Origin of the sequence: Lacticaseibacillus casei DSM 20011 = JCM 1134 = ATCC 393, from assembly GCF_000829055.1 — a bacterium.
GTDB classification, from domain to species: Bacteria; Bacillota; Bacilli; order Lactobacillales; family Lactobacillaceae; genus Lacticaseibacillus; species Lacticaseibacillus casei.
In genome coordinates this window covers 2,333,083-2,351,802 of the sequence record NZ_AP012544.1, presented here as the reverse complement: position 1 = coordinate 2,351,802, position 18,720 = coordinate 2,333,083, and the positions used below count along the sequence as shown (strand labels likewise).

17 protein-coding genes and 1 pseudogene are annotated in these 18,720 nt (G+C 47.1%); 15 read left to right on the top strand and 3 right to left on the bottom strand.

The genetic code is table 11. From position 1 onward, the window contains the following. Positions 1 to 65: 65 nt before the first annotated feature. From LBCZ_RS16405 to LBCZ_RS11320, 6 genes and pseudogenes are all read left to right on the top strand, one after another. Entirely contained in the window at positions 66 to 335 is a 270-nt protein-coding gene (locus LBCZ_RS16405; protein WP_225421678.1) for a hypothetical protein, read from the top strand. Positions 336 to 344: 9 nt separating this feature from the next. Continuing rightward, positions 345 to 590 carry a bacterial Ig-like domain-containing protein gene (locus LBCZ_RS11330; RefSeq protein ID WP_025012831.1) on the top strand — a complete coding sequence of 82 codons (246 nt, stop codon included), beginning with the start codon at positions 345 to 347 and terminating at the stop codon, positions 588 to 590. 190 nt (positions 591 to 780) lie between these two features. Beyond that, positions 781 to 888 (top strand): annotated as a pseudogene (locus tag LBCZ_RS16750) (KxYKxGKxW signal peptide domain-containing protein); the annotation flags it as partial. 36 nt (positions 889 to 924) lie between these two features. Next, entirely contained in the window at positions 925 to 3,105 is a 2,181-nt protein-coding gene (locus LBCZ_RS14365) for a hypothetical protein (protein WP_225421681.1), read from the top strand. An 81-nt stretch (positions 3,106 to 3,186) separates the two neighbouring features. Beyond that, a complete protein-coding gene (locus tag LBCZ_RS14360; RefSeq protein ID WP_025012834.1) occupies positions 3,187 to 3,471 on the top strand; it encodes a hypothetical protein in 285 nt (94 codons plus the stop codon). A gap of 110 nt (positions 3,472 to 3,581) precedes the next feature. After that, the gene (locus LBCZ_RS11320) at positions 3,582 to 5,009 is read left to right on the top strand and encodes a hypothetical protein (RefSeq protein ID WP_025012835.1); all 1,428 of its coding nucleotides are present in this window, start codon (positions 3,582 to 3,584) and stop codon (positions 5,007 to 5,009) included. Between the two features lie 140 nt (positions 5,010 to 5,149). Here LBCZ_RS11320 and LBCZ_RS11315 read toward each other — a convergent pair whose 3' ends face one another. Both LBCZ_RS11315 and LBCZ_RS11310 read right to left on the bottom strand, forming a co-directional pair. After that, positions 5,150 to 6,430 carry a hypothetical protein gene (locus tag LBCZ_RS11315; protein ID WP_144340547.1) on the bottom strand — a complete coding sequence of 427 codons (1,281 nt, stop codon included), beginning with the start codon at positions 6,428 to 6,430 and terminating at the stop codon, positions 5,150 to 5,152. Further along, on the bottom strand, positions 6,366 to 7,397 hold the full coding sequence (locus tag LBCZ_RS11310; RefSeq protein WP_025012837.1) for a coiled-coil domain-containing protein: 1,032 nt from the start codon (positions 7,395 to 7,397) through the stop codon (positions 6,366 to 6,368). Before LBCZ_RS11310 ends, LBCZ_RS11315 begins: the two co-directional genes overlap by 65 nt. Positions 7,398 to 8,106: 709 nt before the next feature. Here LBCZ_RS11310 and LBCZ_RS11305 point away from each other — a divergent pair. The 4 genes from LBCZ_RS11305 (at position 8,107) to LBCZ_RS11290 (ending at position 12,501) form a co-directional block, all read left to right on the top strand. Next, on the top strand, positions 8,107 to 9,120 hold the full coding sequence (locus tag LBCZ_RS11305; RefSeq protein ID WP_025012838.1) for a hypothetical protein: 1,014 nt from the start codon (positions 8,107 to 8,109) through the stop codon (positions 9,118 to 9,120). A gap of 38 nt (positions 9,121 to 9,158) precedes the next feature. Next, positions 9,159 to 10,622 (top strand): hypothetical protein, encoded by a 1,464-nt coding sequence (locus tag LBCZ_RS11300; RefSeq protein WP_025012839.1) that lies wholly within the window; start codon positions 9,159 to 9,161, stop codon positions 10,620 to 10,622. Between the two features lie 60 nt (positions 10,623 to 10,682). Next, positions 10,683 to 11,219, top strand: a complete 537-nt coding sequence (locus LBCZ_RS11295) for a hypothetical protein (RefSeq protein ID WP_025012840.1) — start codon at positions 10,683 to 10,685, stop codon at positions 11,217 to 11,219. 613 nt (positions 11,220 to 11,832) lie between these two features. After that, positions 11,833 to 12,501, top strand: coding sequence for a B3/B4 domain-containing protein (locus LBCZ_RS11290; protein WP_025012841.1), 669 nt, complete (start codon positions 11,833 to 11,835; stop codon positions 12,499 to 12,501). 127 nt (positions 12,502 to 12,628) lie between these two features. Here LBCZ_RS11290 and LBCZ_RS11285 read toward each other — a convergent pair whose 3' ends face one another. After that, positions 12,629 to 12,931 (bottom strand): hypothetical protein, encoded by a 303-nt coding sequence (locus LBCZ_RS11285; RefSeq protein WP_025012842.1) that lies wholly within the window; start codon positions 12,929 to 12,931, stop codon positions 12,629 to 12,631. Positions 12,932 to 13,353: 422 nt separating this feature from the next. On the opposite strand from LBCZ_RS11285, the gene LBCZ_RS11280 reads away from it, so the two are divergent. From LBCZ_RS11280 to LBCZ_RS11260, 5 genes are read left to right on the top strand one after another with little or no spacing between them, the layout of a single operon-like run. Then, positions 13,354 to 14,169: an ABC transporter permease subunit gene (locus tag LBCZ_RS11280; protein WP_025012843.1), complete on the top strand. Its 816-nt coding sequence runs from the start codon at positions 13,354 to 13,356 to the stop codon at positions 14,167 to 14,169. Next, the gene (locus LBCZ_RS11275) at positions 14,166 to 14,870 is read left to right on the top strand and encodes an ABC transporter ATP-binding protein (protein ID WP_025012844.1); all 705 of its coding nucleotides are present in this window, start codon (positions 14,166 to 14,168) and stop codon (positions 14,868 to 14,870) included. The genes LBCZ_RS11280 and LBCZ_RS11275 overlap by 4 nt, the downstream gene beginning before the upstream one ends. Then, positions 14,867 to 16,105: an acyltransferase family protein gene (locus LBCZ_RS11270; protein ID WP_025012845.1), complete on the top strand. Its 1,239-nt coding sequence runs from the start codon at positions 14,867 to 14,869 to the stop codon at positions 16,103 to 16,105. The genes LBCZ_RS11275 and LBCZ_RS11270 overlap by 4 nt, the downstream gene beginning before the upstream one ends. Next, positions 16,056 to 17,588, top strand: a complete 1,533-nt coding sequence (locus LBCZ_RS11265) for an AMP-binding protein (RefSeq protein ID WP_025012846.1) — start codon at positions 16,056 to 16,058, stop codon at positions 17,586 to 17,588. The genes LBCZ_RS11270 and LBCZ_RS11265 overlap by 50 nt, the downstream gene beginning before the upstream one ends. Then, positions 17,578 to 18,546 (top strand): aliphatic sulfonate ABC transporter substrate-binding protein, encoded by a 969-nt coding sequence (locus tag LBCZ_RS11260; protein ID WP_025012847.1) that lies wholly within the window; start codon positions 17,578 to 17,580, stop codon positions 18,544 to 18,546. Before LBCZ_RS11265 ends, LBCZ_RS11260 begins: the two co-directional genes overlap by 11 nt. Positions 18,547 to 18,720 lie beyond the last annotated feature (174 nt).

Genomic DNA, 18,720 nt, shown 5'->3' with positions numbered 1-18,720 from the left:
ATCTTCATTTGCCAAACCTTCAGTTGTTGATCAAAGATGTCGGCTCATTGCCAGGAATCTCTGATTTGATCAACACGGTCCAAAGTCTTGCTTCTAAGGCTGGCAAGTTGAAAACGAAGGACATTAAGTTGTTCCGTGGTGCACGCTTTAATCCTTTTGATGCGATTGTCAGCGCTCAGGATGGTAATGGTAAGGATATTTCAAAATCTAACATCAAGGTTGAAGGAAATATCTATACTAATTTGCCAGGTAAGTTTTATGTTAAGCACTCCTTCGTTAATGAAATGAACGATAACGAGGTTGTTACCGGTTACGCGACAGTCACGGTCGCCTAGGTGATATTTATGCAAGAAGAATTGAAACTAAAACCAATCTCGCTGCCAGTTGGATTGCGTTTTGATCCAAGCGATGTCGTTGTAAACGCTACGTATTCAGATGGTGCTAACGTGCCATCAGCTAAGCTTGAATACGAAGGTCAAGTTTGGCCTACTAATCCAGGTTTCTATCCTGTTAAAGTTGCATTTTATGACGAGGTATCTGGTAAGAGAGTTGAAGAAAAGACAATTGTCACAGTCCACGAAGTTGAGTAAGAAAGTTTTTATGTGAACAGTCACGTTTGTTCACTGAAAGCGGGAAAGAAGTTAATCCGAGCTTTTGGGTTGACTTCTTTTTTAAGTTTCAGTGCAAAAGATCATGAAACGAACAAGGAGACTGTTTTTGCGGTTATGAGCGAACTGCTTAAACGTTGACGCTGGCAATTATGGAGAAGGAGATTAGATAATGGGGAACCATAGTGGGCAAAGGTGGCTTAATCAACAAACTAAGATCACCCGGTTTAGAAGATGGAAATCTGGGAAAAAGTGGTTGTATGCTTCAAGTGTGATTGTAACTTTTGCAAGCGCGGCGTTTTTGGCGGATGCAGTCATGACAAATCACGTCAATGCAGATACACAATCGGATATAGAAACTGCTATTAAAGTGACGGATCAGGTTCAGAAGGAGACAACTCAAGCTGCTAATTCACAGAATTCGGAAGCACCAGAGGGTATTAAGGCTGATTTGCAAGCGACTCCGGACCAAAATAATCGGGCAACTGTTGATGCTCAAGAAAAACCAACAATATCACCGCAGCAGGAGGCGCAAAAAATCTCGTCAGCCAACGAGGAATCGTTGGCAAATGAAGCTGTCTCGCACCAAAAAAATGACACGGCCGCAACAACGACAGAACAGCCGGTTGTACACTCGGCATCCACAGCTTCCGAGAACAGCCCAAGTCGCAACGCACAAAACGTTTCGCAACCTGCTACCACACTTGGATTAACCAAAAGCGATAAATATGGTGAAGAGGGACCTTCGATGAGTCCTGAACGTCAAAGTATCGCTGAAAGTGAGATCAAGACTAGTTCTAGTGGCAGCCAAGATCCTATATCAATCACTTCTAACGCAACCAGCGATGAAGTAGAAAAAAATCAAGAAGCTAGGGTTCGTCAAGCCATCAATGCCAGTCTTCACATTGATCAGTACGTATCCAATGTCAAACAGAGTCAAAATGAGGCAAAGCTGGAAGAAATCACATCAGCAGCAGCAGCTGATCACGCGTCAGCAATCATACTGGGCGCAACGAGTACGTCAGCGGCGCAACCGTGGCTTACGGCTCCGGACCTGAGTCAACTGGTTAAGCAAATTAGTGACGTCTACAATTTGACACTTGGAGATGCGGTTAAGTGGGCCATCAAAAATGGCGTTAACGGTGCTCTAGATGGGCTTTCCGCAATCGTTTCCGGGTTGCGGTCCGTAGCAGGATCGCTGCCAATTGTTAATGTGATTTTGCCACTTGCCAGTGGTGCAATCAAAGCTGCTCAAGATGCAGTTACTGTTGCTAATTCACTTGGCATTGACCCAACCGGTTTGGTTTCCGGCGCGCTAAACCTTGGCATTAACACGATTGGTAAAGCGATTCAAGGTGTGATCTCACCGGTATTAAAAACCATTCCATTTATTGGTCAGAATCTGGCAAACTCCATTAACCCACTTTTAGATACTGCGACGAATCTAGGACCAGCTTCGATCGTCAAGGCGGTGGCGGGGGTTGTTGGACTTTCAGGTGTTTTGACCGGCGTTTCAAACATCACGGCCACAGTTGCACCAACAATCATTAACGCACTGCAAGGCGTTTTGAATATCAGTGTGTCAGTGGTCAATGGGATTGCTTCGTTTGCCGGATCGGCAATGACGATGTTTAAAGATGTTCTTGGCGGCATCATGGCACCGATTCAATGGGTGATTAACCAAGTGAAAACAACGATCCAAGGATTGTTTCCGGGTTCATCCAGTACCGGTGCAACGACAAATAACAATAATGGCAAGGACCATCAAAATGGTGACTCAAAGACGCCTGCCCCTAAAACCCCTGACGCCACCGATAGTGACAGTACAGACACATCGAAGAGCACCACGCTAACACCATACATTAATCTTTTCGATATGAGCATTCCCTTGGGCACGCGTTGGAATCCAACTAAAATGTTAATATCTGCTGTCAATTCCACCGGGAAAGCGGTTAGCTTGTCAGACATCAGAATTGATGGTACGGTTCCGGTAACATTACCAGGAATTTATTTTCAACGTTTCGAATTTACCGATCCCAACGGCACTATCGTTACCAAAATGGGAAAAGTAAGAGTGGGAGGTAAAGAATCGTACACCATCCCTTCTGACAGTGCCACACTTGCTAGTATAAAGAATGCTATCCAATCCTTACCGCACTCTGACAGCAACCCTGCCTCCAGATTCACTTCCACCACTAACTATCCGAGCAAAGAAGCAGTTTATCTTGCCGTTAATCCGGACTTTAAGCCGGACGCCAAAGAAATCGCTGGTGAATTTCTACAATATGTGAATCAGTTGCGCACGTCAAATGGCCAGAAACCGCTGAGTTATTCAGCCAGTGAAGAGGCTTTTGCCACTAAGCGGGTTCAAGAGATTATGACGAACTTTAGTCACGATGGTTCTCACGGATCGACTGAAGATATTGGTGCCAGCAAGGGGATTATCGAGGGCATGCACTTTAATCAGGAAATTGCCTATTATCTGGTCATGGATTGATATGATGAATCGGATAATCCGGAGCCAATTGGCGATGGGCATTATGGACATCGGGCAAATTTGCTGTATGGCGGTCCGACGATGGGGTTAGCATTTACCCAATCGCCGAGCGAAAAAAATCAGTACAGCTATTATTACGCTTTTGAAGCCCCAACCTACAGTGATAAAAGTCTGTATGATAAAGCTTTGGCAATGGCCAATGTGAAAACTAATCCCCAGACGGTGCCGCTTCCAGACACAACTTTTGTTTATGTTGACTCGCCGAAATTTGCAAGCCTTCAAGCACAATTGAAGCAGTTGCAAGCTGACCAAAAAGCGACCACGCCGAATGCTGACCCTGCGATTAAAACCGTGGCGGTCGCGTAATTTGGCTATTTGCTGCAAAAAATTGACGTTGCGAGATAATCTCACACGTCATTGCTTTAAAAATTACTGACAATGAAACGTGTGAACCGATTTTAGAAAGGAAGATGAAGATGGGCCTATTTGCTAAGAAAAAAACGTCAGATCAGGATGATCTTCTCGGTGCGTTGGAGAAGCAATTGCGTAGGGCTGGGGATGACGGTCTCGCAGGCCTTGCGGAGTTGTTGCCCCGAACGGACGCCAACGGTTTACAGACAGGGATCGCAGGGACAGCGACAGCCAGTGAATCAGAGCCATCCGGTAACGCGGAACAAGCTCAGGCGGATGACGTTCCTGAAAAGTCTGAAGTAGTGAAAAGCAAAAACTGGACAATGAGCATTTCCAAAGGTGCGCAGCTGAGCTTTGCTAACGATCAGTTAACACTTTATGTTGATTCTGAACAATCTGCGAGCAGTCAATCGGCATCTTCGGCTTCAGCGGCTGATGCTAATGATGCTGCGGATTTGAAAGTAACTGCTACTGAAAAAGAGAAAAAAGAAGGCGAAGCGTCAACTCCGGCAGCAGGCATGGCCTTTAAACCGGACAATGTGATTGACATTGATCATTTCAATCATAAAAGTCTCTCTGAAGCTGATGCGCAAGCTTCCGATGCTGCGGCCATTGCATCAGCAGGTGATACTCGTACCGAGATAGCTGCAACCGCCTCATCGGATCCGGCAAAAACAACACAACAACTTCAGGATGGGGAGAATGGCTCGACGCCGGAAATGAATGTAGCCAAGTCAGCTTCACAAGCCGCAGTTGAAAAAGTTATCGAAGTCTCATCAGAAAAGAATGAAGAATTGAGTTCTACAGCAAACTCAACCCATTCACAGGCTCCAACTGAGGGTGACGCTGGCGCATCTGTACCTAACCAACAGATGACACAAGTTTCGGAGAATCAATCGAGTGTTGAGCATGTCACTACTGAAAAGCCAAAGGTATCAGACCAAACTTCCGACTCAACTGAAGTGCATAGTGCTACAGGTCGCAGCTCAGAGACAGAGACCGCTGTGATGGTCGCCATCAAAGCACTTCAGCAACAAAGCCAAATGAACCAAGAACAAGTGGCGGCTCTATCCACAAAACTTACGCAACACTTGGATGCTTCCGCTGAATTCGAGCGCACACATAGCAAGACGATCAATAAACTCAGTGAGATTTTAATCAACCTGATTGTGACTAAGAACGAGCTGGAAAACACCAAAAAGGATTTAAATGATACGAATGAAGCGCTTGGCAAGATTCGCGAGCAGGTCAGACAAACCCATGAAGAGGTGCTTGATCGCCAAAAAGTTCAAAGCGAAAGCCAACAAGCGTTTGTGACTGAATTGCAGGCCAAACTCCAAGAGGCACAAAAGTCGATCAAGGGATTAACCGACAAGTATGCAGAAAGTCAAGAGCAAACAAAGACACTGCAAGATAAGGTCAACAATCTGCGTTTTGAAAATTTGCAGTTACAACATCAGATTGAGGACAGTAAAATGATTCAAGCTGAATAAACGATCTTTTCGGTCAGTACCAGAAGAGACAACAATAAGAACCCAGCGCTGGCGCTCACTTGGATGAGCTCGCCGCGCTGGGTTCTTATTACGACCGGCTTGCAGCCTAGTCCTTTTTCTATGGAAATTTTGTTTAATGATCAATCAGCGGGCATCGAAAGTTGAACCGGTAATGGTGCCTGATTGAGCACATTAACATAAAGTGGCAGCTTGGCCTTTTTGGCTAAGGCGCTTTGTGTCGTGACGTTGTTGGTGATAAAGGCCTGTTGCTTGTGATCGGCCATCCAGCGAGTAAAGTCGTCTGTGTCGACAACGGCTTCATCGACAAATGGCACTAACTTGACGCCGGATTTGGCGGTCAAATCACGGTAGGCTTTGGACTTGAAGTTGCCGATCATAGCGCCTTCCTGTGGGAATGACTTTTGTAGCCACCAAACGTTGAGAGCCGTAAGGGAGTCGAAAGAGTTGATTTGCAGACCGGCTTCGTTGAAGACGCTGATGTCGCTTAACTTCTGACCTTCATAAGTTGCTGAAACGACGAGCAAACCGTCACGACGGTAGAACTCTTTGCGTGTGATCCCGTTGGCAACGTCATAGAATATGTTGGCCGATAGCACACCATTCTTACGGAAGAAACTTTCTTTCGTGAGTTTGTCACCTTGGCGATAGGCAATCTTTGCAATGAGCTTGGTCGGCTTCTTTTGGGCGTCGAGTTGATAGGTGACAAGCATGTTGGTTTGACCATCCGGCATGGTGATGGTTTCGGCCGTGTGGTTTTCATTCCATTGGCGATTTTTGATATTAGCAGGTAACGTTGCGGCATTCTCGGCGCCCTCGCCAGCATTTTGCAATTGATAAAGGCAGTTGATGATTTGGATTTCATCTGGATTGAAGTTGTTAGCCGTTGACCAGGCATCGATGGTCGGAACCAAATCGATGTTGAAATAGGTCGTGAAAATACCGACCTGTTTCTTTGGCATTGATTGTAACATGTCACTTAATGGGGCCAGCGCTTCAAAATCATGTGCAGAGAACGAATCAATATCCAGAATTAATGGTGCATAATCAGCTTCACCCAAAGCATGAACCGGCTCCGAGAAGTTCAGCCATGCGGTGATGCCGTCACTGAGCGTATGCAACTGGTCATGCAAACGTTTAGACTCGTCTGTTAAATCGGCCTGTTGATGCTGAAGCTTGTCTAATTGGGCTTTGTCGTCAGCCTGATCACTGGCCACTTTAGCCTTTAATGTATCAAGCTTGCGTTGCGCATTGGTGATGGCTTGGCCATTGGCATTTTGTTCGCTATTGATTTTGGTGATTTCATCTTTAGCTTGGTTAATTTCATTGATAATATCTTCAAGCTGCTTCTTCAAGCTGAGCTGCGTTGCGGTTAGCTTTTTTTTCACCGGCCTTAATGTCATCGATTTGCTTACGATGAGCATCGGCAAAGGCGAGAACTTTTTCCGGATCTTTGATGCCGGAAAAAGCGGCCATGATTGCCTCTTCATCCTGCTTGAATTTCTTACCCTGCTCAAGGGTCATTTGCGCTTGCTTTTCTAGAGATCGGCGTTGGCGGTTGAGATCGTCAAGGATGCCTTGCTTGGACTTGAGTTGGCTCGCAATTTTATTGGCTTGGTTTTGCAAATCGCTAATTGTATTTTGCGCAGGAACTAACTCACTACCATCATTTTGGGCCATGCGTTTTTGCATGACTTTGATGTCGCGTTGTGTTTGGGCCAACGTCAACTTGTTTTGGGTTAGGGCTGCCTGCAAATCGGCACGTTTAGCAAACATATTCGCTTGAAGCGTTCGCCGTGCCTCATTGTATGTAGAAATCGCTTGTTTCAAGGTGTTCTTGGCATTGTCAATTTTAGCCGAACTGGCGGTGATGTTTGTTGCTTCGGTTTTTGGAGCCGAACTTGGTACCTCTCCTGATTTGCGCTCGCTCTGTGTTGGTTTTGCCATCGCCGGTTTGCTAGCCTCTGGTGACTTAGCTGACATCGTTGACTTTGCAGAAGTTGCCACACTGGTGCGTGAAGCGGCTGACGATGATTGCGAGCCTGTGTGCATGTTAGAGGTTGATGTTGAGGCAGATTGCGTTAGTGACGAAGATGTCGACTTGGCAGTAGCCGTCGTTGTGGTAGACGCAGTCGCAGAACGCAAATTGGCAACCGGACGATCTGTCACTGCGGTTTTCGTCCCGGTTTCCGGAAGCACACGCGGTTTGGAGGCAGCTTCTGGTTTGGACTTAACAGATGATTCAGACGAAAACAGACCAGTATAGCTATCTCCTGTCGCCGCGCTCAAGTTTTGTTCGCTTTCCTGTTGGAGCTTGTTTGGCTGATTGCGCAAAAACTGGATCCGCCCTTTTTTCCCAAAGATACTCATTTTTAAACCACCCCATAAATTAAGTTTTCTATTTCTACTAAACAATTGAAGCATTATTTCTCACCTGCTAATTGTCTTGTTCTTTGTGCCAGTCCGGCATCGTTTTCGCCCAGATTGCTGATTCCAGTTGACACATTACCTAATCTCAATCGTATTATAAGGCATAATCGCATGACCGATGCACGTATTATTAAACTTGTTGTCTTTAATCTCCAGAGGTTCTGGCGAAACATTAGCATCAAGCAACAACATTGTCTGACTAACCGACGTGATGACGATCAGCCAAATAAAACCGTTCATTTAAGTACAATTAAATAATGAGAAACAGGCAAAATCCCATGTGCCTATTTTACAGCAAAGAGCCGATTTAAAAAAGAATTTTATTGTTGAATATTAATTACTCTAAAGTTGAAAATTCTTTTCGACTTTTTGATCTTGACTGACGTTTCAAGAGATATCCAATCCAAAAGTGGGTGTAGAAGTGCGTTCTGAATCACGACCATGTTATAATTATTAGTGTCGTTGACTTTTGTCATTTACTATGGAAGATGCAAAATATTTCTTTGTTCATAAGCATTAAAAGGTTGCCAAATAATGAGTACATAAGTGACTTTTGGCGTTTTTGTTTGTGACAGTGACATTGTTTTGGCCATGCGCGTCTGGTTTGTTTCACCAAAGAACACTCATTAAATGAAGGTAGGGTGTAGTCATGGGCTGGTTGTCGAATAGATCAAAAAAGAAACAGGAAACAACGAATGCGACTGAAAAAACGAATGATTTCGTAATAAGCGATGATAAGCAAGACTTTTTTTACTTAGAGACTTTGCCAGAAGATATGTCACAGCAGCTGTGGGCAAAGATTGCAACGGTGATGAATTATTTTAAAAATAAAGGGTTGGCCCCAGCGATCATTGATGGCGGGTTCGGTTTTGGCAAAGTTTCCCGGTTCATGCGTTATCGTGACAAAGAAAAGCTATTTTTACCACCAACGTCGTACCATAATTTTTATACATCCTTACACCAACGCGGCAGTGTTAGTCGCGCAACGGCCACATTTGGTAGTGAGTTCACCAAGGAACTGACACCTAAGCAAACTTTGGGGAGTCACGTGACGCGTTATGTCGATCAAGATGGACAAACTGCGATTAAAGTCGAACGTGATGACCAGGAGCGGGTGCAGGTTGTGAGTTATTTTCGCGATGGTAAGTTGCGTCGCGAGGATAGTTACGATCATCAAGGGCGCTTGATGATGACTGAACGTTTCGCTGAAATGCCGAATATCCATCGGCAAAATGCAACAGATCCGTTTTTTGTGACGACTTCGGTGCACCGTATGCTGGTTGACATGAGCGGGCGTCCAGTCATTGTGGCATTGCCGACTTTTAATCAGTTTTGGGTAGAGTCGGAGAGGGGGGAACCGATTAAGGCCTTAGATGATGAAAATGAGCTAATGGTTTGGTGGTTGTTACAAAACTTTCAACATACTAAGCGCAAACTTTATATCGATGCTGATAGTGACCTGTTTGCGCAACTTATTGACGAGCCGGCCATGCATCCGCATTTGGTGCCAATTGTTTATGACAAACCTGACACTGCGTTGCTGGCGAATGTGAAGGCACAGGCGTATTTAATCAGTCAGCAATTTGTCAATCAACCGGATGTTAAGAGGTTGGCAGGCGAGGTGTTGCCGATCTTGAGTTGGCATGAATATATGCCTCATTGAGCGGGTTGGTATCGGTAGAATGAATGCGGAGGAGAATCATGGTTTATTTTTTAACATATCGATTTGAAGGCGATACACCTAGTGGTAAAGAGCAGGTACAACGACTTCAATTATTTGCGGATCACCAAGTGCCGGCAAGTATCATTGTCTTGAGCGCGCAAGAAGATCTGGATGAGCAGGTTCAAAAGGCTCATTTACGGTCGGATCAGGTCATGTCACTTATCGATGTTTTACGTGGCACTGACACCAGTGAGGGAAAACCACTTTACACGATTGGCGACATTATGAAGCTGAACGATTATCAAACCAAGACGGTTGATCACCATTTACAATTTTTGAATGGTGACCATTTGATGTATGCTGTTACAGCTTTTGACGATGAAGCTGAGTTGACCGCACAGCGGATACATACCATTACGTTCTTTGGCGATAACAACCGTAAGAGTTATGCCGAGGTTTATGATCGTCAAGGCAATAAGGTGAAAACCGTGTATTTTCAAGCGGATGGGCAATTGCGGCTAGCCGTGTATTTTTATGCGAATGGAATGCCACTTTTGTTTTGTCAATATGATGGTAACGGCATTTTGCAACATCTGACCGTGTTGGACTTGGCTGGACAATCAGCTGAGTTTACGGATTGGACGTCGTTTGCCAAATACTGCTTAGCACATGTGATGAAGCAACATCCGGGTAAACTATTGGTGGATCAACCAAGCCGCGTTTTGCCCATGTTGGGACAAGAAATGATGACTGATTCTGTGCCAGTTGTCAGAACCGAAGATGATGTTAGCGTCGTCAAGCAAGCCGAGCAGTCAAACGGCGGTCGTGCTACTTTTGGACAATTAATTGCTGATCCTCAGGCGACCTTTACGTCGTCTTTAACCCAATATGCAAAAGTTGTGCCCATTGCGGCAGCAGTGAGCCAGCAGTCCGCCGTTCCTGGGGTGAAGCCATGGGCACAGCGCTTGCCAGGCCGAGTGGCGATGGAGCTGGACAATCAAAATTTGGCGATTTTTGAACAGCTATTGAGCACGTTAGCAATGGTTAAGGTCAAAGAAAATCAAGTGAAGTTGGATCTTTTCGTCAAGCATCAAGATCAAGCGTTGGCTCAGCAATTGCTAAAAAGAATTGAGCCGCTCGGATTGTCTTCACTTTTGGATATTCAAACCCAATCATTAGCGGAGTCAGGCGACTTGGGGCAGGTAATGGCATTTATCGTGGCAGATCTAGGCAACTTGGGGGATGCTGATTTGTTGAGCTCGCTCACTTATGGCACGCCGGTCATCACGTTTGCAAAAATTGCCGATCAGATGCTGAATGGCGCAACCAATGGCGAGCTGGGAATTGTCAAGCCGAGTGAGCAAGTGCTTGACGCGGCGACTGATATATTGAAATTATTGACGGATCAAACTTGGTGGCAGGAAGTCAGTGATCATGCGCTTGCAGCGGCCAAACCATTGCAGGGCTTGACTGGCTGGGAGCTATGGAAAATGGTATTGTAGCCATTGACATGGTGAAATTATCAGGCATACAGGAATGACAACGCATTGGAGGAATGGAACGTGCGAAAATTAATGAGCTTATTGGTCTTAATGGTGACGATTGTCGGCATTGCTGGCTGTCAGTCAAAATCGTCAGATTCGTCGGCAAAAAAATCTTCGACGATGGTGACGACCAATAAGTTTGACCAAAAGGCGCTTCAGAAACGCTACACCAAGATCTCGGATACTGTGATCCAAACCTTAACCAAGATCACGGTGAAAGACGACCAAAAAGACATTATGGCTTCAGCTAAAAAAGGCGTTGACGATTTAGATAAAATTACCTTGGAATTGCAGAACAATCAGCCAGCATCCGGAATCGGCACAAAAAATACCAATGGTGACTTAACCAAAGCGCTGATTACATACAGCCAAACCGCCACCGATGCCTTGAAGAGCCTGCAAGGAAATGATTCCAATGCTTTTCAGTCGGACGTCAAGAACTTCTTCAGTCAAGCTGCCAGCATCGGCAAGCAGTACTTTAACGGCCAATTGCCGGTCTCCATTCAAAACTTTTCCCAGAATCGCCAGGCCGTTACAACGATTCCAAGCAAATAAAGTCCTTCTATGAGACATGATCAAAGGTTAGTTTGTGCTTGATTGGAAAATGGTGCCGTTCAAAAAGTTCCTACTTGGGTCATTGACTTTCCGCAACTTTGACACTAGTATAAAAGCAATTTAATCCTTCAAAAATGCAGAGAAGAGTAGCGGCGATGCAGGTATGCAGCGAGTCCGGAAGATGGGAAAGGATAACCAAGCGAGCCGTGAAGATGAGCCCTGCGATATTGTTAGTTTGTTGACGCAGGCTAGCCGGTCGGAACCGTTAACTTTCCGGACCTCGCAATGGGCGCTGCAACGGCACGCTGTTGCGGCGTCGTTGAGGCATTGCTTGTGAAGGTAATGTAAATTTGGGTGGTACCACGTGACAGCACTCGTCCCTTTGATGATAGGGGATGGGTGCTTTTTTGGTGTGAGCGTGAGCCGGCGCGGTTAGAAGTCGGAGTGTAAGTGGCCTTGGGCGTGATGGCCCGGGTTTAGGCCATTGCGACCAAGGTCCTTACACGCAGACTTCTGCGCCGGGGAGCGCGTTATAGAACACAAAAGTAGCATTTAACCGTCCTCCCAATCTGCGCAAATATCCCCACAACGCAAAAAGAAAGAGGCCATTCACATGAACTTTATCGTAGACCCCAGAGTACTAGCACTTGGTGTCAAAATCCGCGGCGCTGAATTAACTGGCGTGGATAACCACGCGTATCCGCAGGCGCTAAAAGAAATGATTGCTAACGAGATTAGACAAGTCCTGACGACGTTGGATCGAGACCAAATTAAAACGGATCCGGTCATTCAAGGCTTTTGGGATTTGCATCGCGCGGTGCATTTGCCAAAACGCAATAACACGCCGGCACCGGCAACGTTGCTGAAGCTCATCCTGAAACGTGGTGAGTTGGCCCCGATTAATCCGGTCGTTGACTTATATAATTTGATTTCGATTCAAAGTCATTTAGCGCTTGGCGCCCACGATGTTGACCGCATAGATGGCAATGTCAATTTGCGACTCACGACTGGCACCGAGAAATTCATCCCCATCGGTGCAAATGGTCAACCCGAGCCTGTCAAAGCAGGCGAATATGCTTACATTGATGACAGCAACGAAATCATCTGCCACTTGGAGACGCGCCAGGTGGAAAAGACAAAGGTGACGGCAGAAACAAATCATCTGTACTACATTGTGCAAGGCAATCAGCAGACTAGCCAAGAGTTTGTGGATCAAACGGCTGAACAGGTTATCGCTTTGACGACCAAGTATCTTGGTGGGCAGGGGAAGTTGCTGAATTAATTGTGGCAATGGCCGGTTTGCTGGCGGAATCGCTCGTTTAAAATGATCGAATAAATTTCAAAAAGCTGAACAGTGGCAAAAAGTCTCGCATGACCGGGGCTTTCTGTCACTATTCAGCTTTTCTCTTCTACTCCAGGACTTCATATTCCTTCAAAAATCTTCTTCGCGACACCACACGTTGATTAGTGGCATCCAGAAAATCGCCTGCATACCCATATGCGTAGACGCCAAATCCAGCATCAGTGTCACCCGCAACCATGTTTGGTTTTTCAGAAATTGGCGGTCTCAGTGCTGCCATTAGAATGCGAACGCGGTCGTCTAGCCAGTAGATTTGATTTTTGGCTAAAGCATCCTTTACCCAATCAGGACGCTCACTAGTTTGGCTGATCTCCCAAACAGAGGCTGGTTTGCCTTTATAGAGGACTCTTATGATTGTCACTGTCCTTGTTAAGTGAAAAAGTGGTGGATTCGGAGGTAAATAGTTTAACACCAGCCATGACAATATTTCCCCTAAGTATTGGCATAAATAGTAAGCATGAGATATGATCACCGCCTTGGTTACCCCAACAGCAAGACATTTTCCTTAGTGTACTTCAGGTTTTATGAAAGCGTCTACAAAAACGAACTGTCAAAAATCTTTTGGCTCTTCGTGATTTAGCAAAACGGCTTTTAAGGGATAAAACCGTTATTTTCGTTTCCCTCAACCCGCTCATTTACTGGCCCAACGCCGTTTCCCGCCCGAAAAGACATTTTTTCATGACGGTTTGGTCATAAACTCTTCAAATTGACTTAAGTCAGCTTTAAGTCGCTGCCCGTAGTATGAACACCATCAACTTAAAGGAGATGGCGCTGATGCAAGAAGTAACGACACTGACGCAACAGCCAAAAAAGCGGACGAGACGATCCGTGAATTGGTTGAAGGTACTGCCATGGATCGTGCCACTGGCGGTGCTGATTGGCTGGCAGGCTGTAGTCAGTTTTAACTGGGTCACCAGTTCATTGATCCCGGCTCCGACGACCGTTATCCAAGATGGCATCACGTTGTGGCAAAACGGTGAATTGCCAAAGAACATTGCGATTAGCCTATATCGGGCCACGGCCGGTTTTGCCATCGGCGGCAGTGTCGGCTTTGTGCTTGGCCTCATCAACGGCTTGGTCAAACCGATCCGCGCGCTGCTGGATAGTCCCATTCAGATGTTGCGCAATATCCCGCATCTGTCATTGATTCCTTTGATGATTATTCTGATGGGGATTGGCGAACCCGCTAAGATCGCGTTGGTGGCGATCGGGGTCATGTTCCCGATGTATATCAATACGTATCAAGGGATTACGGGCGCTGACCCGGAGCTACTGGAAATGGGCCGGGCTTATGGACTTTCCAGACGGGCATTGTTCACCCGCGTGATTTTCCCGGGCGCCTTGGCCAACATTCTGATGGGTGTTCGCTACGCACTTGGTGTCATGTGGACGACTCTGATTGTTGCCGAGACGATTTCGGCCACTTCCGGTTTAGGATACATGGCCACCAACGCCCAAGAATTTATGCGCATGGATACGGTTCTACTTTGTATTTTGATTTACGCCTTGCTAGGAAAACTTTCTGATGTAATTGCTAAGAATCTGGAACGACTTTTCCTCAGCTGGCGACAAGGAGGCGTTGACGCATGACCAACCCAATTGTGAAACTGCAACATGTGGAAAAAGTATACGGTGACAAAACCGTCCTGAACGATATTCAGCTCAACTTGTACCCAGGTGAGTTCCTGGCCTTGGTTGGGATGAGCGGCGGCGGAAAAAGCACGATTTTACGCTTGATCGCTGGGCTTGAAGCGCCGACAGCCGGTCACCTAAGTCGTGAAAAAGGCTTAGTGATGCGGGTGATGTTTCAAAATGACCGTCTGTTACCGTGGCTGACCAATCTGGATAATGTCTCGTTTAAGAATCGGGATCCGGAGGTCATCAGCGAGGCGAAAAGTCTCTTGCATGCAGTTGGCTTAACCGATAAAAGCACCGGTTATCCGGCGCAACTTTCCGGCGGGCAGAAGCAACGGCTGGCGTTGGCCCGGGCGTTACTGGCTAAGCCGCAATTGTTGCTCCTTGATGAACCGCTGGGCGCGTTAGATGCGTTGACGCGGCAACGGATGCAGGATCTCATTTTGAAAATTTTTACCGAGCAAAAGCTGAGTACGTTGCTTATCACGCATGATGTCAACGAAGCAGCCCGGATGGCGGATCGGATTATTGTCGTCAGGGATGGCCAGTTGGTTGCCGAAACGACCGGAGCCCGGGGGCAGTCGCCTGAAGTAGTGGCCCAAACCGCTGCCCGGGTGTTGCAAGCGATCTTGTCAGAAGAGCCGGTGACCTCATGAAAGAGCCAGTATTAACCGCTACTGCTGCCAAGCCTGCTAAGAAACATCGTTACCTATATGAAATTGACTTGATGCGACTGATTTTCATTGCCGGGGTCTTGTTGAATCATACGACAACCGCGTTTGAGCATCAGCTGTCATCCGGATTCGCAAGCACCGCCTTACTTGCTACGCACTTGATGATCCACTTCACGCGGATGGGCTTCATGTTCATGACCGGACTGGTTCTGACCATGGTTTACTATTCGCGGAAACGTAATTGGCCGTTGTTTTTCAAAAAACGGTTCACAACTGTCGGCATTCCCTATGTTTTGTGGAATACGTTGCTGATGATCGGATCCATCTTGCTTGGTATTGGCGGTTTTACCATTGCCAATTTCTGGCCGGACTATCTCAGCGCTATCCTGCATGGCGATCAGTTCTACCTATATTACGTCTTAGTCACGTTGCAACTGTATCTGTTGTTTCCGGCGATGCTTTGGCTGTTTAAAAAGACAGAAGGGCATCACGGTGCTTTGGCACTGGCCAGTTTTGGCTTACAACTGCTGATTGTGGCCGGGATTAAATACGGACTGCCCCACATCGATACCAGTGGTTGGCTATGGTGGTTCCGTGCTTATGGCGTCAATGTCTTCACGTATCAATTCTTCTTCATTGCCGGTGGCCTTTTCAGCTTACATGCTAAGGCAGTCAAGGATTGGTTGCTGGATCATCAACTGCTCATCGGCATCAGCACATTGATACTCAGTTTTGGCACAATTGGGCTTTATGTCTTTAATAAACAGATTTTGGGCATGACCCATAGCGCCGCCGTTTCACCGCATCAACCTTATATGTTGGTCTATGACGTGGTGATGATTGCTTTTGTGGCACTGCTTGGCCAAAAGTATGCTACCTGGCACGCCAAGCAACCTACCCACTGGTTCGCTTGCTTAGTTGGTAATGGTGCCCAAGTTTCTTTTGGGGTCTATCTTTGCCAAACGATCGCACTGTCGTTATTAAGCGGGGTGCTGGGATTGATGCATCTTAGCAATCTGACCCTGCTGTTACTGTTGCCGCTTGGTTATCTAGGTATTCTCGGCGTCTCTTTTGGGATCGCCTGGTTCTGTTACAAAGTTTCACCGTTTGGATGGTTAATAGGCCGTCCGCAATCGTTGTCGTTATCTGCGAAAGGAGTCCTGCATCATGAGCAAGCTCACCGATCAGTTATCTCAGAATCTCATCAATCATCGTGATTATCCCTTAGTTAAGTCCGTTGCTGCCAATACGTGGTACACGGGGCGCGACTTAGAAGAAGATGTTGCTGCCTTACGCGAGCAATTTGCCGAACGGAAAATCGGCGCTGGGGACCAGGTTTTGATCGTCTTGCCGAATTCACCGGTCTTCCTGCCGCTTAATCAGGCGCTTTGGGAAATTGGTGCGGTCGCCCATCCGATCGCGGCTAAAACGCCGGTACCGGAATTGCTTAACGAGTGGACCACTTATCACTATCAAGCGGTCATCACCCTGCCAGCCCTGGGAGAAGCCATGGAAGCACCCTTGATCCCATGGGCGCGGGTTCGCTTGCATACCATGCCGGAATTGGCGATTCTAACCGATGCAGGCCAGCTGGCTTATCGCATCAACGCCCCACAAATGGCGCCGCGTGAAGATGATCTGGCTTTAATTCTGAACACCTCAGGCACCACGGGAAAACCGAAACGGGTCGGCCTGACGCACCGAATGCTGGTTAACGCCGCCCACTATGACATTATGAGCCACGCACTAACGCCGGATGACACGGCAATGGTCGTGATGCCGATGTTTCATATCAATGCGCAGGTGATTTCGGTTTTGGCCACCCGACTATCCGGTGGTAAGTTGGTCATTGCGCCTAAGTTTTCGGCAAGTGCCTTTTGGCCAACCATTGAAGACAATCACGTGACCTGGGTGTCGGTGGTTCCGACGATCATTTCGATTCTGCTGATGAACCAAAATGCCTTAAAAGCGTATCACGACAATATCCATTTGCGGTTTGTCCGCAGTTCTTCTTTCGCCTTGCCAGAAGACAAACTCGTGGCGTTTCAATCGCGGTTTCACACGCAGGTTTTGGAAGGTTACGGCATGACGGAAACGGCCAGTCAAAGCACCCTGAATCCGATTCAGGCACCCAAAATCGGGTCAGCAGGCAAACCGGTTGGTACGGATCTTCGTATCAGATTGGCAGACGGCACGTTGACCAAAAAACCATTTGTCGAAGGTGAGATTGTCCTTCGCGGCGACCACGTGATTCACGATTATCTCGAGCCGCATCCTGATTCATTTGCCGATGGCTGGTTCTTGACCGGCGATATTGGCTATCTGGATCAAGACGGTTACCTCTTTGTCAAAGGCCGCCGCAAAGAGATGATCAATCGCGGCGGTGAAAAGGTGGCACCAGCCAAAGTCGAGAATGTGCTTAACGAACTGGACTGGATCGCACAAGTGGCGGTCATTGGATTACCGGACAATCTGTACGGAGAGGCCGTCACGGCTGTGGTCATTCGGCAGGATCCAACTGCTGATCCGCAAAAAGCCAAGGCTGACTTACTCGATTTTGCCCGCCACCACCTTGCTGCTTACGAATGTCCGACCGAAGTCGTGTTTGTTAAAGCTTTTCCAGTGAATACTACTGGCAAGGTTTTGCGACCGAAACTACGCGACCAACTCATGCGAGGCGGGAAACTTTATGAAGCGTAAATTTCGATTCATTTTACTGTTAGTCAGTCTCTTTGCGTGGTTCAGCGTTGCCGTGTATGGCTATACCCAAACTACCACGGCTTCGACCAATCAGGAAACCGTCACGATTGGCTACCAAAAAGCCGACCCGGTGGACATCTCCCGTCAGCGCGGCGAACTAGCCAAGAAATTGAAGGCAAAAGACTATCAAGTGGTCTTCAAGGAATTCTCGGATGGCGCGGCACTGATGACCGCTCTTAAAAGCGGCGCCATTGACTACGCGCGAGTCGGCGATACGCCACCGGTCACGGCTAAGGCATCCGGTACCGACATCGCTTTGATTGCCGCAGGGGCCACGAAAGAATACGGCAGCGGCATTCTGGTTGGCAAAAATAGCGGCATCACCAGTCTCAAGCAACTCAAAGGCAAGACGATTGCTTATCAAAAAGGCACTGCTGCCCAGTACCTGATCATCCAGGCGCTCAAGAAAGCCGGACTATCAACCAGCGATGTCAAGTTGGTGAATATGGATCAGAGTTCGGCGTCGGTTGCTTTTGCTAAAGGCAGTGTGGATGCCTGGGTCACCTGGGATCCGTACACGGCAACCGCGCAAGTAAACAACAATGCCAAGTTGCTGACCAACGGCACCGGCCTGTCCAAAAACCGGGACTTCCTGATTTCGACGCAAAGCTATGCCAAGAATCACACGTCATTAAGCAAGTTGCTGACCACAGCGTTGAATGACGACATGACGTGGGCGAATGCGCACCATACCCAACTGATTGCCATGCTAAGCAAGACCCTCAAGCTTTCAGATGCGGTGATCCAAAAGATGGTCGAACGGCGAACCTATTCCATGACCCTGATTAACGGCAACAGCACGATTGTGGCTGAAGAAAACGCCATTGCTAAGGCGCTGTATCAAGCTGGCGTTGTCACTAAAGAAGTGGATATGAAAACAACGTTAGTCGACGAATAGACCTAATAAGTGAAAGTTTACGATAAATCGCTAAGTATCACTAAGCGGTCAATCCCTTTGGTATGAAGGAGTTGGCCGTTTTTTCGTGCTTATAACTGTCAAAGAGTTTGAGCCTTTTTCGCTTAGCTTTCTTGCATATGATATTATATGACGTATAATATAGGCGACGATGTA